Origin of the sequence: Rhodococcus sp. X156, from assembly GCF_004006015.1 — a bacterium.
Classification (GTDB): Bacteria; Actinomycetota; Actinomycetes; order Mycobacteriales; family Mycobacteriaceae; genus X156.
Genome location: NZ_CP034766.1, coordinates 2,017,704 through 2,032,868 on the forward strand (window position 1 = coordinate 2,017,704; position 15,165 = coordinate 2,032,868).

Sequence of the window (15,165 nt, forward strand, 5' to 3'; positions counted from 1 at the left end):
CACCTCTGCTGTGCTCACGGGCGCGCGATCATGGACGTGGTGGCCTCGGCCACCAGCTCGGCGCGCTGGTTGGTGTAGGTGGTCTTCCAGGTGACCAGGACGAAGCGACCCGAGCGCCCGGCCTTCTCCACGATGGAGTCGATGGTGCGGACGCTGGTGATGACGTCGCCGTCGTAGCAGGGCCGCAGGAAGGTGGTGTTCTCCCCGCCGGCCATCCGCTTGGGGCACTTCGGAAAGGCCAGGTTGCCCGAGGCCGCTCCGGAGGAGCCGTCCACGCGCAGGGTCTCGATGGGCGTGACGCCGAGGATGGCGTACTGCACGTACAGCGGCGGGCAGATGACGTCGGCGTACCCGTTGGCGCGGGCGTGCTCAGCGTCGAAGTACAGCGGGTTGTGGTCCTTGACCGCCACGGCCCAGCGCTGCCAGTCGCGGCGCACCACGGCTCCGGTGGCGGTGGAGGCGACGGTGCCCACGCGGGCGGCCACCTCGTCGGGGATCAACGAATCGTGCTCTGACATGTGCTGCCCTTCAAGCGATCTGGTGGTCGGTGACGAGTCCGCGCCGCACCAGGTCGGCGTAGTCGTCGTCGGAGTAGCCCAGCAAGGTCTGGTAGACGTAGGCGTTGTCCTCGCCGAAGCCGGGCACCACCCGGCCGAAGGCCAGGTCGAGGCCCTCGGCGCGCCACGGGTGTCCGGGGTAGCGGTAGGTGCCCACCGAGGGGTGGCTGCGCTCCTGGAAGAAGCCGCGGGCCGCCAGGTGCTCGTCGACGAGCAGCCGGTCCTCGGCCATCACCTCACCGGCCGGCACCCCCGCCGCCTGCAGCTCGTCCACGATGGACACCGCCGAGCGCGCCCGGGCGCACTCCGCGATCCGGTCGCGGATGGCTCGGGAGTGCTCCGTGCGCAGCGCCGCGGTGGACCCCAGCTCGGCGAGATCGTCCAGCTCGAGCACCCCCACCAGCGCGGCCCAGTCGGCGTCGTCGCGGACGCTGATGGCCACCCACCGGTCGTGGTCGGCGCTGAGGAACACGTCCTGCAGCACGTGCGGGTCGGTGTTGCCCAGCACCTGCGGGTCACGGCCGTTCACCTGCTGGTCCAGCACGTGCTCGCCGATCTCGGCCATCACGTTCTCCGCCTGGGCGAACTCGATGAGGCCGCCCTCGCCGGTGCTCTCCCGGTCCCACAGCGCGGCCATCACCGCGAACGCCAGCCCCGCCGGCGCGGCCTCGTCCATGTGGTAGTTCTCCCCGGCGGAGTCCGGCTCCTCGCCCTCGTAGCCGTCCATCGCGGCGATGCCCACCAGGGAGTTGAAGTTGGGCCCGTAGCCGAGGTAGCCGCTCATCGGACCGGTCATCCCCAGCGGGGGCATCCGGGCGACCACCAGCCGCGGGTTGAGCTCCAGCAGCTGCTCGTGGCCCAGCCCCAGCTTCTCCAGCGTGCCGTTGGTGTTGTTCTCCACCAGCACGTCGCTGATCTTCAGCAGCTCCAGCGCCGCCGCGTGCCCCTCGGGCGTCTCCAGGTTCATGCACGCGGAGAGCTTGTTGCGGGAGTGCCAGGTGAACAGCGCCGTGCGGTCGTAGGGACGCTCGCCAGGGTCCTTCTCCGGGTAGGTGCCGCCGTGGTAGCCGGTCTGGGCGATGAGCTCCTTGGTGGTGCGCGCGGAGACCTGTCGGCTGGTGCGGTTGTTGCCCTCCAGCCGGATCACCTCCGCGCCCAGGTCGCCCAGCAGCGCGGTGGCGCCGGGCCCGGACCACACCACCGTCAGGTCGATCACCCGGATGCCGTCCAACGGGCCGCTCATGCCTGCACCTGCTTCCTGATGTCGGCGCTCCTGATGTCAGCGCTCCTGAGGTCAGCACCGTGCTGGTCCAGCAGCGGCGCGGTGGTGCGCAGCCGGAACCCGTGGCGCATCCGCCACGGCGCCCCGGTGTACTCCAGGCTCCCGGCCACCGGGTGCTCGGCGCGGACGAAGGCGTCCCGCCCGCGGAAGTGCTCGTGCTGCAACAGCTCGGAGACCTGCAGGTAGGCGGTCACCGGGATGCGGGCGGCCTCGGCCCGCTCCATCACGTCCAGCTTGGTCCGCACCGCGCACCACGCGGCCACGTGGGCCAGGAAGTCCTCCCGGTCGGCACCCATCACGGTCTGGCGGCCGTGGAAGCGGGCGTGGAACTCCGGGGCGTCGGCGCCGATCAGGTCGACCAGACGGTTCCAGAAGGCCTGGTTGGTGACGTAGACCATCACGAAGCCGTCGCTGGTGCGGAACGGCCCGGTAAAGGTGGCGCCGTGGCGGTGCGGGCTGCGCACCCCCCGCGGGGCGACCATCCCGGAGTAGGCCGCAGAGACCAGGTAGGACGCGCGGCGGTCGGCGCCGGAGAGCAGCACCTCCTGGCCGGAGACGTCGATCACCGAGCCGGTGCCGGTGCGGCGGGCCTGGAAGATGCCCGCCATGGTGGCCTCCCCGGCGGTGCGGCCCACGGTGTAGTGCTCCAGCAGGCCGGGCTTGCGCAGCGGGGCGCGGTCGGCAGCGCCGGTGGCGTTCATCGGACCACCCGCGGCCTGCAGCACCAGGCCGGTGGCCTCGCGGTCGCGGTGGGGACCGGTCTGGCCGAAGGCGCTGATCCGAGTGAGCACCAGCTTGGGGTTGCGCGCCCGCAGCACGTCCGGACCCAGCCCGAGGCGCTCCAGGTGGCCGGGGCGGAAGGACTCCACCACCGCGTCGGAGCTGGCCACCAGCTCCAGCAGCAGCTCCCGGTCGCCGGCGTCGGTGAGGTCGAGCGCCACCGAGCGCTTGTTGGTGTTGAGGTGCAGGAACAGCGCGCTGCGCTCCGGGTCGGGCACGTCGTCGGGGAAGGGTCCCCAGTGCCGGGTGAGGCTGCCCTGGCCGGGCTTCTCCACCTTGACCACGTCGGCGCCGAAGTCGGCGAACAGCTTGGTGGCGTACTCCCCCGCCACCCAGCGGGACAGGTCGAGCACCCGCAGGTCCTGCAGGGCCTGGCGCGGACGGGTTCGGTCCTGGGTGGACTGATCGTCAGTGAGAGCTTCGTCAGTGGACAAGACCCAGCTCCTCCTGCAGCCACCGGGCCGCGACGTCGGCGGTGCCGCCCCAGACCTCGGTGGTCTTGGCGCGCTCGGACCACAGGTGCAGGTCGGTCTCCCGCACGTACCCCATGCCGCCGTGCAGCTGGTGGGCGTTGAGGGTGGCCCACTTGTAGGCCTCGTTGCACCGCATGGTGGCGATGGCCACCGGCCGGGTGGCGCACTCGCCGCGACCCAGCCACCACACGGCGCTGTGCGCGGCCAGGCGCGCGGCGTCCAGGGCGATGTGGATGTCGGCCACCAGGTGCTGGGCTGCCTGGAAGCTGCCGATGGGGCGGCCGAACTGCTCACGGGTGCTGATGTGGGCGACGGTCTGGTCCAGCACCGCTGCGGTGCCGCCCACCATCTCCATGCACTGCAGCGCGACCGCGGCGTTGGCCACCCAGCGCAGGTCGTCGGTGCTGAGGCCGCGACCGTCCTGGCCCGCCAGCACGGCGGTGGCGGGCACCAGCACGTCGGTGAGCACCACCCGGCTCACCCGCTCCCCCGACATGGTCTCCAGCGCCTGCGCCTGCCAGCCCGCCGCGGTCGGGTCCACCAGGAACCCGAGGGTGCGGGTGGGCTCGGCGTAGACCCTCGCCCTGGCCGTCACCAGGACCACCTCGGCGCCCTCGGCGTTGACCACGAACGGCAGGGTGCCGCTGAGCGCCCAGCCCCCGCCCTCGGCCGGCACCGCGGTCAGCACCGGGCGCACGTCACCGGCGTCGGCGGGGTTGCTGATCGCGGTGGTGGCCCGCAGCTCACCGGCGGCCAGCGCGGGCAGGTGGCGCTCCTGCTGCGCGGGGGTGCCCAGCCGCCCGAGCGCGACGCCCAGCAGCAGGCTGCTGTAGATGCTGCTGGGGCACAGCGCCCGGCCGGCCTCGGCGAAGAACAGCCCCAGCTCGTAGAGGCCGGCCCCGCTTCCGCCGTGCGCCTCGTCGGTGGCCAGGCCCAGTGCGCCGACGTCGGCCAGGGCAGCCACCAGGTGCTTGGGCCAGGCGTCGGCTGCGGGGTCGCGCAGCTCGCGGACGAGGGTGGTCGGGCAGTGCTTGGCCAGCACCGACCGCAGCGTGGCCTGCAGGTCCAGCTGGTCCTGGGTGGGAACGATCTTCATGGTTCTCCTCGCGCTGCAGGGCAGCGGCAGTGTGGGCGAGCGGGCTCGTCAGCGTCCGTAGCTGGGCAGGCGGTGGCCGCGCTGGGCGATCACGTCCCGCAGCACCTCGTTGGTGCCGGCGCCGAAGCGCAGCAGTGGCGCGGCCCGGTAGAGCCGCTCGAACTTGCCACCGGCGGGCGCGTGCTCGCTGCGGTGGGCCAGCACGCCGGCGGGGCCGAGCAGCCCGGTGGCGACGTCGGCGATGCGCTGTCGCAGCTCGCTGGAGAAGATCTTCTCCGAGCTGACCAGCACCGAGGGGATGGTGCCGCTGTCGAGCAGCGAGGAAGCCTCGAAGCCCATCAGCTGCGCCACCTCGACGTCAGCGTCCAGCTGGGCCAGCTGGCGGCGCACGTCGGCGTCCTCCACCGGCCGGGTGCCGTCCTCGCGGGGCAGCCGCGCCAGCTCGAGCAGGTCGTCCACCGCGCGGCGCAGGTCGCCGGCGTTGGTGAGCGCGCCACGCTCGAGGTCCAGCGCGCCGGTGATGTACTGCCAGCCCCGGTTGACCTCGCCGATGAGGTTGGTCGCCGGCACCCGCACGTTGTCGAAGAAGGTCTCGTTGGTGCGGTAGTCCGACCAGGAGATGATCGGACGGATGGTGACGCCGGGGGCGTCGATCGGCACGATGATCACCGAGATGCCCTTGTGCTTGGGCACCTCCGTGTCGGTGCGCACGCACAGCCACTCGTGGGTGACCCGCTGGGCCATCGAGTTCCAGATCTTCGACCCGTTGATCACCCACTCGTCGCCGTCCAGGACCGCGCGGGTGCGCAGGCTGGCCAGGTCGGTGCCAGCGCCGGGCTCGGAGTAGCCGACCGCGCAGGTCATCTCGCCGCGGGCGATGGGCGGCAGGAACTCGGAGCGGTTGCGCTCGGTGCCGTGCCGCATGATCATCGGCGCCACGGAGGTGACCGTGAGGTCCGGACCCGGCACCCCCCAGTACTCGAACTCGCTGACCAGCAGGTGCTGGTAGACCGGCCCCAGGCCGAGCCCGCCCAGCTCCGCCGGCCAGTTCAGCCCGAACCAGCCCTTGTCCCCGATCTTCTTGCGGAAGCGGGTGACCTCGCCCTGTGGGGCCTCGAGGTCGTGCACGGCCATCTCGGCCCGCAGCTCGGGAGTGACGTTCTCGCGCAGGAAGGCTCGCACCTCCTCGCGCCAGGCTCGCTGGTCGGCGTCAAGCTCGAAGTCCATGCCCGTCCGTTCCGGAGAAGGTATGCCTATTAGGCACATTGCTAGAGAATCTAGCAGTTGCTGTGCCAGGGGTCACGCCCGGGCGATCAGCTCCTCCGACAACGCCCACAGCCGGGCGGCGAGCTCGGGGTCGCTGGCGTGCGGACGGGCGCGGCCCAGTGCGCAGTCGGCCAGGTACGCGCCGCCGTGCTGGTCCAGCTCGGGCGCGGTGGCCGCCCACACCGTGGTGGCGGCGCCGACCGGCACGGTGCCGTAGCGCATGCCGCTGCGCGCCGGCCGAGCCGCACCCGCGGCGGCAGGGTCCCGGGGCGGACGGTTGAGCTTGGTCAGCCGCACCATCTCGGCCAGGTCGGCCTCGTCCATGTAGCGCGCCAGCTCGGTGACGATGATGCCGGGGTGCACCGAGTAGGCCCGCACCCCGCTGGGCTCCAGCCGCCGGTTCAGCTCGAGGGCGAACAACGCGTTGGCCGTCTTGGCCTGCCCGTAGGCCTCGAACTTGTCGTAGGGCCGGCGCAAGTAGCAGGGGTCGTCGAAGTCCACGGCCCCGAGGCTGTGCCCGGCGGAGCTGAGCACCACCACCCGAGAAGGGGCGCCCGCCACCAGCGCGGGGGTGAGCAGCTCGGTGAGCAGGAAGTGGCCCAGGTGGTTGGTGCCCAGCTGCAGCTCGAAGCCGTCCGCGGTGCGCTCGAACGGGGTGAACATCACTCCCGCGTTGTTCACCAGCACGTGGATCTCGCGGTGCCGGCCGAGGATCTGCTGGGCAGCGGCACGCACGCTGGCCAGCGACGTCAGGTCCAGCTCGACGTGCTCCAGGTCGGCCGCGGGGTGGCGGTCCAGGATGCTCTGCAGCGCGGCGGCCGACTTCTCCGGGTTGCGCGAGGCCAGCACCACTCGGGCACCGGCCGCGGCGAGGGCGCGGGCGGTCTCCAGGCCCAGCCCCGCGCTGGCCCCGGTGACCACCACCGTCCGGCCGGTGAGGTCCACACCGGACAGCACGTCGTCGGTGGTGCGGGCGGTGTCGGTGGTGCGGGCGGTGCTGTCCTGGCTCATCGCGGCTCCTGCTGTCCAAGGGGGCGGGCTCCGCCGACAGACGCCGCGGTGGCGAAGCGCACCACGGCGAGGGTCGCGGCCTCGGTGCCGGCCTGCAACGTGGCCAGCTCGGCGCCGTCGGCAAACGGCACCAGCGTGCGCGGTGGCAGCTCACGGCCGTCCTGGGTGAGCGCACCGGAGAGCACCACCACGTAGCCCCGTCCGGTCAGCGCGACCAGCTCCGGTGCCAGGGACTGGCCCGGACCCAGCCGAGCCGCCCAGGCCTGCGCGCCGCGCGAGGTCTCGGCCAGCAGTGACGCCGCCGCACCCTCCGGGGTGGCCAGCGCGGTGAAGTGCTCGCCGCCGCGGACGGTCCGCTCCCGCGACTCCGGCATGTAGCTCAGCCCGGTGGCCGCGTCCAGGCGCAGGGTGAAGTACGCGAGCCCGTCCGGGTCGTCGGTGGTGATCGGCCCGTAGGGGGTGTGCCCGTCGCTGTAGTGGACGACGCCGACACCCACCTCGTCGCGGCCCAGCCGGCCGCGACCGCCCACCACCACCTGGAACTGGTCCACCTCGTGGAAGTGCGGGCGCAGCAGCGGCGCCTGCTGGGTGACCAGGTAGGCCTGGTACCCGTCCTCGCCGTCCAGCCGGTCGTGGCGGCCGAGGAAGTCGCTCATCAGGAACTGCCCCTCCGCGGTCTCTCGGCGCACGGTGCGGGCCTGGTCCGGCGTCACGGCTGGCGGCACGGGGTTCTCCTAGCTGCTCAGCGACGGGCTCGGGACGGCTTCGGCGGCCAGCCGGGCGGCGCGGGGCACCGGCACCGGGATGGCCTCGAGCAGGGCGCGGGTGTACTCCTGCTGCGGGTCGGTGAAGATCTGCTGCACGTCGCCGGTCTCCACCACCTTGCCGCCGGCCATCACCATCACCCGGTCGGCGATCACCTCGATCAGGGCAAGGTCGTGGCAGACGAACAGGTACGCCACCCCCAGCTCCTCCTGCAGGTCGCGCAGCAGGTTGAGCACCTGGGCGCGCACCGAGACGTCGAGCGCGGCCACCGGCTCGTCGCACACGATCATCTTCGGGTCCAGGGTCAGCGCCCGCGCGATCGCCACGCGCTGCAGCTGCCCGCCGGAGAGCTCGGCGGGGTAGCGGCTGAGGTAGCGCGAGCCGATGCCCACGCGGTCGAGCATGGCGCTGACCTTCTTGGTCCGCGCGGCGCGGTCCAGGTCGGTGTGCACCACCAGCGCCTCGGCGACCGCCTCGCCCACGGTCATCCGCGGGTCCAGCGAGCTGTGCGGGTCCTGGAAGATCATCTGCATGCCGCGGCGCATCCGGCGCAGCTCGCCGGCCTTGGCCGCTCGCACGTCAGCACCGTCGAAGGCGATGCTGCCAGTGTCGGGCTCGATGAGGCGCAGCACGATGCGCCCGACGGTGGACTTTCCCGCGCCGGACTCCCCCACCACGGCCAGGCACTCCCCCCGCTCCAGGCTGAAGCTGACGTCCTGCACGGCGTGCGACCAGCGGGACTTGCGGCCCAGCAGGTCGCGGCCGGAGGAGAAGGACTTGGAGACGTTGCGGACCTCGAGCAGGCTCATCAGATCGTCACTCCCTGCAGGGCGAGCTCACCCAGGCGCACGCACCGGGCCTGGTCGGTGGGTCCCGCGCTGATCAGCGGGGGGTGCTCGCTGTCGCAGCGCCCGGGCTGGGCGTGCGGGCAGCGGGCGGCGAAGCGGCAGCCGGTGGGCCACTCACCGGCGGCGGGGATGCCACCGGGGATGGCGACGAGGCGCCGGTCGGTCATGGTGCCCGGCTGCGGGATGGCCGCGAGCAGGCCGGAGGTGTACGGGTGCTGCGGGCGGAAGAAGATGTCGTCGACGTCGCCGTCCTCGATCACCTCGCCGGCGTACATCACCACGACCCGCTGGCACAGCTCGGCCACCACCGCGAGGTCGTGGCTGACGAACAGCAGCGACACCCCGGTCTGCTCCTGCAGCTCGCGCAGCAGCTGCAGGATCTTGGCCTGCACGGTGACGTCCAGGGCGGTGGTCGGCTCGTCGGCGATGAGCAGCTTGGGGTTGCAGGCCATCACCATCGCGATCATCACCCGCTGGCACATGCCGCCGCTGAAGGCGTGCGGGTACTCGTCCACCCGCTGGGCGGCGCGCGGGATCTGCACCAGCTCGAGCATCTCCACGGCGCGGGCCCGTGCCTGCTTGCGGTTGAGCCCCATGTGGCGGCGCACCGACTCCGCGATCTGGTCCCCCACCGTGTAGGCCGGGTTCAGGCTGCGGATGGGCTGCTGGAAGATCATGCCCATCCCGGCGCCGCGGAGCTTGCGCCACTCGCGCTCGGGCAGCGCAGTCAGGTCACGACCCTCGAACTCCACCGACCCGGCGGAGATGCGTCCGCCGGTGGCCCCGGTCAGGCCCATCACGGCCAGCGAGGACACCGTCTTGCCGGAGCCGGACTCGCCCACCAGGGCCACCGACTCCCCGGGCCGCACGTCGAAGGACGCGCCGTCCACCGCGGTGACCCAGCTGCGGCCGGCCGCCGGGAACTGCACGGTCAGGTCGCGCACCCGCAGCAGCGGCTGCTCCGCCGCCGCCACGGTCGCGGTCTTGGTCGTCTCGAGCGGGCTCTCAGGCACTGTCGCCTCCACTGCGGCTGCGGACCATGGCACGGCGCACCCCGTCACCGAGGTAGGTGAACGCCAGGACGGTCAGGAAGATCATCACTCCGGGGGGCCACACCAGGTGCGGTGCGCCCTGCATGTTCGAGGCGGCGGTGCTCAGCATCGAGCCCCAGCTGGCGGCCGGCGGCTTCGCGCCCAGGCCCAGGAAGCTCAGGCTGGCCTCGGCGGCCACCGCCGAACCCAGCGACACCGAGATCACCAGCACGATGGGCGGCAGCACGTTGGGCAGGATGTGCCGGCCGATGGTGCGCAGCGGGCGGCAGCCCAGGGCGATGGCTGCCTCGATGTAGGTCTCGTGGCGGACGTCCATGGTGGACGCCCGGGCCACGCGGAAGAACCGCGGTGCCATCACCAGGCCGACGGCGAACATGGCGTTGGTGATGCTGGCACCGAGCACGGCGACGATGGTGATGGCCAGCACCAGCGACGGGGCGCTCATCAGCGCGTCCATCACCTTGGTGGTCACCGCGCTCACCCAGCCGCCGAGGTAGCCGGCGAGCACGCCGAGCGGGAAGCCGAGCAGCATCGCCACCGCCACCGCCTGCAGCGACGCCGACAGCGAGATGCGGGCGCCGTGGATGATCCGGCTGAGCACGTCGCGGCCGTAGTCGTCGGTGCCCAGCAGGTGCGCCCCGCTCGGGGACTTGAGCCGGTTGACCACCTCCTGCGCGAGCGGGTCGTGCGGGGCGAGCAGCGGGGCGAAGATCGCCATCACCACGACGGCGAGGACGAACAGTCCTGCCACCACGGTGACCGGCCGCCGCACGATGGAGCGCAGCGCACCGCCGCGGAGCGCCACCGGGGTGTCGGTCGGGTCGGTCTCGGACGGGGAGACAGGTCCCTTGGCCAGGGACGTCGTGTCGCTCATGCGCGCACCTTGGGGTTGAAGTAGCCGTAGGAGATGTCCACGACCAGGTTGACCAGCACCACCACCACGGTGGTGAACAGGACGAAGCCGAGCAGCACGGGGATGTCCCGGTTCTGCACGGCCTCCACCGCCATGCTGCCCAGGCCGGGCATGTTGTAGATGATCTCGATGGTGACGGCGCCACCGAGCACCTCCGACACCCGGATGCCCAGCACGGTGGCCACCGGGATGAGCGCGTTCTTCATGCCGTGCTTGATCACCACGCTGACCGGGCTGAGCCCCTTGGCCCGGGCGTTGAGCACGTAGTCGCTCTTGAGCACCTGCACCAGCGACGCGCGCAGCTGCAGGGTGACCTCGGCGGCCGGCAGCAGCCCCAGGGCGATGCCGGGAAGCACCAGGTGCCGGATCCAGGGGGTGAACCCCTCCGACAGCGGGCTGAAGCCCGATGCCGGCAGTGCCCGCAGGCTCACCGCGAAGATGGCCACCAGCACCAGCCCGAACCAGAACGCCGGGATGGCGATGGCGATGGAGGCGATGACGTTGACCGCGCGGTCGACGATGCCGCCGGGCCGCAGCGAGGCGACGGTGCCGAGGATGGCGCCGACGAGCACGGCCACCACCATGGCGAAGAGCACCAGCGACATGGTGGTGCCCATGCGCCGGAACAGCAGGTCGGACACCGTCTGGTTGGAGATGTAGGACATGCCCAGGTCGCCCTGCAGCACCCCACCCACCCAGTCCAGGTAGCGGATGAACACGTTGTGGTCGAGCTGCAACGACTCTCGGATGGCGGCCAGCCGCTCCGGTGTCGGGTTCTCCCCGGCCAGGATGACCGCGGGATCACCCGGGGACAGGTCGATCAGAAAGAAGATCAGCAGCGGGACGACGAGCAACAGCGGTATCGCTGTCAGCAGCCGCTTGCCGGAGTAGCGCAGCATCACAACCCCTTACCAGGTGCGCACGAGAGCGGTGCCCACACGGCCCGGCGCAGGCCGGGCCGTGTGGGTGAGTGGTGAGTCAGACCGGTGACTCAGGAGGTCATGGCCACGTAGCGGAGGTCGAAGATGCCGGTGTTGACCCAGGGCATGTTGTCAGCGCCGATGACCTTGGGGCTGGCGACCGTCGCGTTGGTCTGGTGGCAGATGGGGATGACCAGCGCCTCGTCCAGGGTCAGCGACCAGATCTTCTTGTACAGCGCGCCGCGCTCGTCCTGGGACTTCGTCGGGTCGGATGCCTCGGCGGCGAGCTTGAGGATCTCCGGGTTGTCGTTGCCCATCTTGTAGGCACCGGTCACGAAGGTCTTCACCGTCTCCGCCGGGTCGACCTTGGGGCTGTAGCTGTTGGTGACCATGGCCTCGAAGTCGCCGGCGATGTAGCGAGGCTCGTTGACCGTGTTGGGCACCGGGTTGAGCTCGGCGTTGAAGCCCACCTTGCTGAGCTCGGACTGGATGACGTTGGCCGGCTGCTCGGTGTTGGTGCCCGCACCGAAGGTCAGCGCGATCTTCGCCGGACCGTTGGCCGCCACCAGCTCCTTGGCCTTGGCCTCGTCGTAGGCGTACGGGTACTGGTAGCCCTGGTCGGTGGCCCAGCTGGAGGAGGGCTCCAGCTGGCGGTAGGGCGAGCAGGTGTCGGAGAACAGCGCGCTGATGGCCTGGGGGTTGACCGCCCGGGCCACCGCCTCGCGAATCTCCGGCTTGGCCAGGTCACCGCGGGCACGCAGCATCACGCTGAGCACGTTGCGGAACTCCACGGTGTTCACCACCAGGCCGCCCTGCTTGGCCAGGTCCTTGGCCTGCACGAGCTCGTTGGCCGAGCTGACCCAGGTCAGGTCGGTGGCGCCGGTGCGCGTGCCGTTGAGGCGGGTGGAGGCGTCGGCGGTCCACTGCAGCTCGATGCCGCCCAGTCGGCCGGCCTTGGGGTCCCAGTAGGTGCCCGGGGCCTTCTTCAGCGACAGCTTCTCGCCGGGGGTGTAGCTGGACACCAGGTAGGGGCCCGAGCCGGCGTTGCCCGGCTGGTTCTGGATGTCGGTGCCGGCCTCGATCACCTTGGGGCTGATCATCATGCCCACGTTGGTGCTGAACAGACCCGGCAGGTCCACGCCGGTGCCCTTGGCCAGGTTCAGCCGAGCGGTGGTGGGGTTGACGACGTCGACGGAGGTGACGTCCTTCAGCGCAGCCACCACGGTGCTGCCCTTCAGGGTCTGCCCGCGCTTGATGTTGGCGGCGACTGCGGCGGCGTCGAACGGGGTGCCGTCGTGGAACTTCACGTCGTCGCGCAGCTTCAGCTCCAGCGAGGACCCGTCCTTGGCGAACTCCCAGGAGGTGGCCACGCCGGGGACGAGCTTGTCCTTGTCGTCCACCAGCACCAGGCGGTCGTAGACGGCGGAGATGTAGCCCCAGCCGCCGTAGCTGGTCTGCAGGTAGGGATCGAGGTTGCGCGTGGGCGCCGAGGCGGCGACCTTGAGCACCGCGTTGGGGTCGACCTGCGCGTCAGCAGCGGGCGCGGTGGCGGAGGTCTCCTCGCCCGCGCCACAGCCTGCTGCCAGCAGCGTCGCCGCCAGCGAGACGGCCACCACTCCCGTTCCTCTACGGATCCAACCGGCTCTCAATGGTCTTCCTCTCGACGATCTGCGGGATCTGCGTCCTGCCTGGAGCTCGGCACGCGTGCGCCGGACCAGGTTGCACTGCAACATGTTTCAACTACGCATAGTTCTATTAGGAACTATCGATAAGTGTGGCATGCCTGGATGGATGCAGTGTGTCTCGGGGCACACGCGCGCACGCCGCTAGATTCCGCTGGGCGGGACAGAACTAGAGACCGTAACCAAAACGCCTGGTGGGCAGCGCCTCTCACGCGCCCCAGCGCGGCACCCCGCTGGGGTGTCACGCTGTCGCACGGGGCTGGTGGCGCTAGGCCCGAGGCAGCCCCAGCACCCGCTGCGCGAGGATGTTCAGCTGGATCTCCACCGTGCCGCCACCGAAGAGGATGGCCGGCAGACCCAGGTGGTCGACGTTGGTGTTGCCCGGGCTGGTGGCCAGCGCGCCGGCCGGGCCGAGCAGCGCGAGGGTGGCCTCGGACCCGGATCGCTGGGCGAGGGCTCCGGACACCTTGGTCACGCTGTTGTTGGCGTCGGCGCTGCGGCCCAGCAGCTGCAGGAACATCCCGCGCAGGTTCAGCGCCCCGAGGGTGATCTCGGCGGCCGTGAGCCGGCCCAGCACCCGCAGCACCTCCTCCTCCGGCGCGGCCAGCGCCCCGCTGCCGATGGCCTCGCGCAGGTGCGCCGACGTGCCGTGGCCCAGCCGGGTGGTGGCCATGTTCAGCCGCTCGGTGGCCAGCGTGGTGAGGGTGATCTTCCAGCCGCCACCGGGCTCGCCCACCAGGTTGGCGTCGGGCACGAAGACCTCGTCCAGGAACACCTCGTTGAACTCCGCCCTGCCGGTGGCCTGCTTCAGCGGCCGGACGGTGATCCCGGGTGAGGTCATGTCCACCAGGAAGTAGGAGATGCCCTTGTGCTTGGGGGCGTCGGGGTCGGTGCGCGCCAGCAAGATGCCCCAGTCAGCCTGGTGCGCCATGGTGTTCCACACCTTCTGGCCCTGGATCTTCCAGCCCCCCTCGACCTTGGTGGCCCTGGTGCTCAGGCCGGCGAGGTCGGAGCCCGCGCCGGGCTCGCTGAAGAGCTGGCACCACACCAGGTCGCCCCGCAGGGTGGCGTGCACGAAGCGGTCCTTCTGCTCCTGCGTGCCGTGCTTGACCAGCGCCGCCATCGCGTACTCGCCGATGATGAGGTCCGGCGCCTGGATGCTGCGGGCGCGCAGCTCCTCGGTGAGCACCAGCTGCTGCGTGGTGCTCGCGCCGATGCCGTAGGGCTTCGGCCAGTGCGCGCCGAGGTAGCCGAGCTCGGCCAGCCGCTGCCGGCGCGGGCCCACCCGGTGCTGGCTGTCCGCCACCGCGGGGACGTCGGCAGGCAGTGCGGCGACCTCGTCCAGCGCGGCAGACACCTGCGCGCGGAAGTCGCTGCTGTCGGTGTCGTGCTCGATGCTGAAGTCTCGGGCTGCCTGCTGCGCGGCCACGCCCAGGCGCTGCTGCCACACCGCGTCGGCCCCGGCGATCGCCCGGATGCTCATGGCCCGGCGCCAGTACAGGTGCACGTCGTGCTCCCAGGTGAAGCCGACAGCGCCCAGCAGGGTCACGCACTCCACCGCGGCCTCGACGGCCGCGGGCAGCGCGGTGACGGCGGCCTGGGCCGCGGCGAGGCGCTGCTGGGCGGGCTCGTGCTCCAGCGCGCGGGCGGCGTCCCACGCCGAGGCGCTGGCCTTCTCCGCGCGCAGCAGCAGGTGGGCGGCCTTGTGCTGCACGGCCTGGAACGTGCCCAGCGCCTGGCCGAACTGGTGGCGCACCTTCACGTGCTCCACCGCGGTGTTCAGGCACCAGCGGGCGATGCCGCTGGCCTCGGCGGCGAGCAGGGCCAGCACCACCACGTCCACCGCCTCGGCGGTGAGCCCCTCGAGCACGGCGGAACCGGGCACGGTGAGCCCGTCCAGCTCCAGGTGGCCCAGCGAGCGGGTGAGGTCCACCCCGGCGTCGGTGTGCACCGCCGCGCCCAGCTGCTCCGCCCGCAGCACGAACCAGCGGGGCTGCTGGTCGGCGGTGTCCCGGGCCGCCACCACCACCACGTCGGCGCCGGGCAGCCCGAGCACCGGCACCGACCGTCCGCGCAGGACCCACCCGCTCGGGTCGGCGGTGGCGGTGAGCCCCGTCGCGTCGTGCACCAGCGCCGCCACGGCCCCCTCGGCCAGGCTGCGCAGGGCCGTGCTGACCGCCTCGGTGGCGGTGGCCTGGGTGAGCACCGCACTGGTCAGCAGGGTGGGCAGGTACCCGCCCGGAACCAGCGCCTGGCCCAGCTGCTCCACGATGATGGCCAGCTCCAGCAGACCGGCGCCGTCCCCACCGACCTCCTCCGGCAGGTGCACCGCGTGCAAGCCCTGCGACACCAGCGGCGCCCAGCAGCTGGGCGTGGCGCCCTTGGCCAGCTCGTCGGCTCCAGCGCGGGTGGTGTCGATGGGTGCGTGGCGCTGCGCGAACGCGGCGACCGACTGGGCGAGGTCCTCGTGGTCCTGGGTGAGGGAGATGGCCACTGTGCACGGCTCCAAAAGATGGTGGG

13 protein-coding genes are annotated in these 15,165 nt (G+C 71.7%); all 13 read right to left on the reverse strand.

Features of this window, described 5'->3' with window-relative positions; translation table 11 throughout:
- Window positions 1-14 precede the first annotated feature (14 nt).
- The 13 genes from ELX43_RS09515 to ELX43_RS09575 all read right to left on the reverse strand — a co-directional run bounded on the left by ELX43_RS09515 (window position 15) and on the right by ELX43_RS09575 (window position 15,139).
- Window positions 15-518, reverse strand: coding sequence for a MaoC family dehydratase N-terminal domain-containing protein (locus tag ELX43_RS09515; protein ID WP_127783175.1), 504 nt, complete (start codon window positions 516-518; stop codon window positions 15-17).
- A gap of 10 nt (window positions 519-528) precedes the next feature.
- The gene (locus tag ELX43_RS09520; protein ID WP_127783176.1) at window positions 529-1,800 is read right to left on the reverse strand and encodes a CoA transferase; all 1,272 of its coding nucleotides are present in this window, start codon (window positions 1,798-1,800) and stop codon (window positions 529-531) included.
- Window positions 1,797-3,053, reverse strand: coding sequence for a CoA transferase (locus ELX43_RS09525; protein ID WP_127783177.1), 1,257 nt, complete (start codon window positions 3,051-3,053; stop codon window positions 1,797-1,799). Before ELX43_RS09525 ends, ELX43_RS09520 begins: the two co-directional genes overlap by 4 nt.
- A complete protein-coding gene (locus ELX43_RS09530; protein ID WP_127783178.1) occupies window positions 3,043-4,188 on the reverse strand; it encodes an acyl-CoA dehydrogenase family protein in 1,146 nt (381 codons plus the stop codon). Before ELX43_RS09530 ends, ELX43_RS09525 begins: the two co-directional genes overlap by 11 nt.
- Window positions 4,189-4,236: 48 nt before the next feature.
- Complete coding sequence (locus tag ELX43_RS09535) at window positions 4,237-5,415, reverse strand: acyl-CoA dehydrogenase family protein (RefSeq protein WP_127783179.1); 1,179 nt, start codon at window positions 5,413-5,415, stop codon at window positions 4,237-4,239.
- 72 nt (window positions 5,416-5,487) lie between these two features.
- Window positions 5,488-6,465: an SDR family NAD(P)-dependent oxidoreductase gene (locus tag ELX43_RS09540; RefSeq protein ID WP_127783180.1), complete on the reverse strand. Its 978-nt coding sequence runs from the start codon at window positions 6,463-6,465 to the stop codon at window positions 5,488-5,490.
- On the reverse strand, window positions 6,462-7,190 hold the full coding sequence (locus tag ELX43_RS09545) for a hypothetical protein (RefSeq protein ID WP_127783181.1): 729 nt from the start codon (window positions 7,188-7,190) through the stop codon (window positions 6,462-6,464). The genes ELX43_RS09540 and ELX43_RS09545 overlap by 4 nt, the downstream gene beginning before the upstream one ends.
- Before the next feature lie 9 nt (window positions 7,191-7,199).
- Window positions 7,200-8,039: an ATP-binding cassette domain-containing protein gene (locus ELX43_RS09550; protein ID WP_127783182.1), complete on the reverse strand. Its 840-nt coding sequence runs from the start codon at window positions 8,037-8,039 to the stop codon at window positions 7,200-7,202.
- The gene (locus ELX43_RS09555) at window positions 8,039-9,091 is read right to left on the reverse strand and encodes an ABC transporter ATP-binding protein (RefSeq protein WP_127783183.1); all 1,053 of its coding nucleotides are present in this window, start codon (window positions 9,089-9,091) and stop codon (window positions 8,039-8,041) included. The genes ELX43_RS09550 and ELX43_RS09555 overlap by 1 nt, the downstream gene beginning before the upstream one ends.
- Window positions 9,084-10,004 carry an ABC transporter permease gene (locus ELX43_RS09560; RefSeq protein WP_127783184.1) on the reverse strand — a complete coding sequence of 307 codons (921 nt, stop codon included), beginning with the start codon at window positions 10,002-10,004 and terminating at the stop codon, window positions 9,084-9,086. Before ELX43_RS09560 ends, ELX43_RS09555 begins: the two co-directional genes overlap by 8 nt.
- Window positions 10,001-10,942 carry an ABC transporter permease gene (locus ELX43_RS09565; RefSeq protein WP_127783185.1) on the reverse strand — a complete coding sequence of 314 codons (942 nt, stop codon included), beginning with the start codon at window positions 10,940-10,942 and terminating at the stop codon, window positions 10,001-10,003. The genes ELX43_RS09560 and ELX43_RS09565 overlap by 4 nt, the downstream gene beginning before the upstream one ends.
- A 92-nt stretch (window positions 10,943-11,034) precedes the next feature.
- Window positions 11,035-12,576: an ABC transporter substrate-binding protein gene (locus tag ELX43_RS09570; RefSeq protein ID WP_241248880.1), complete on the reverse strand. Its 1,542-nt coding sequence runs from the start codon at window positions 12,574-12,576 to the stop codon at window positions 11,035-11,037.
- 337 nt (window positions 12,577-12,913) lie between these two features.
- Window positions 12,914-15,139, reverse strand: coding sequence for an acyl-CoA dehydrogenase (locus ELX43_RS09575; RefSeq protein ID WP_127783187.1), 2,226 nt, complete (start codon window positions 15,137-15,139; stop codon window positions 12,914-12,916).
- Window positions 15,140-15,165: the final 26 nt, after the last annotated feature.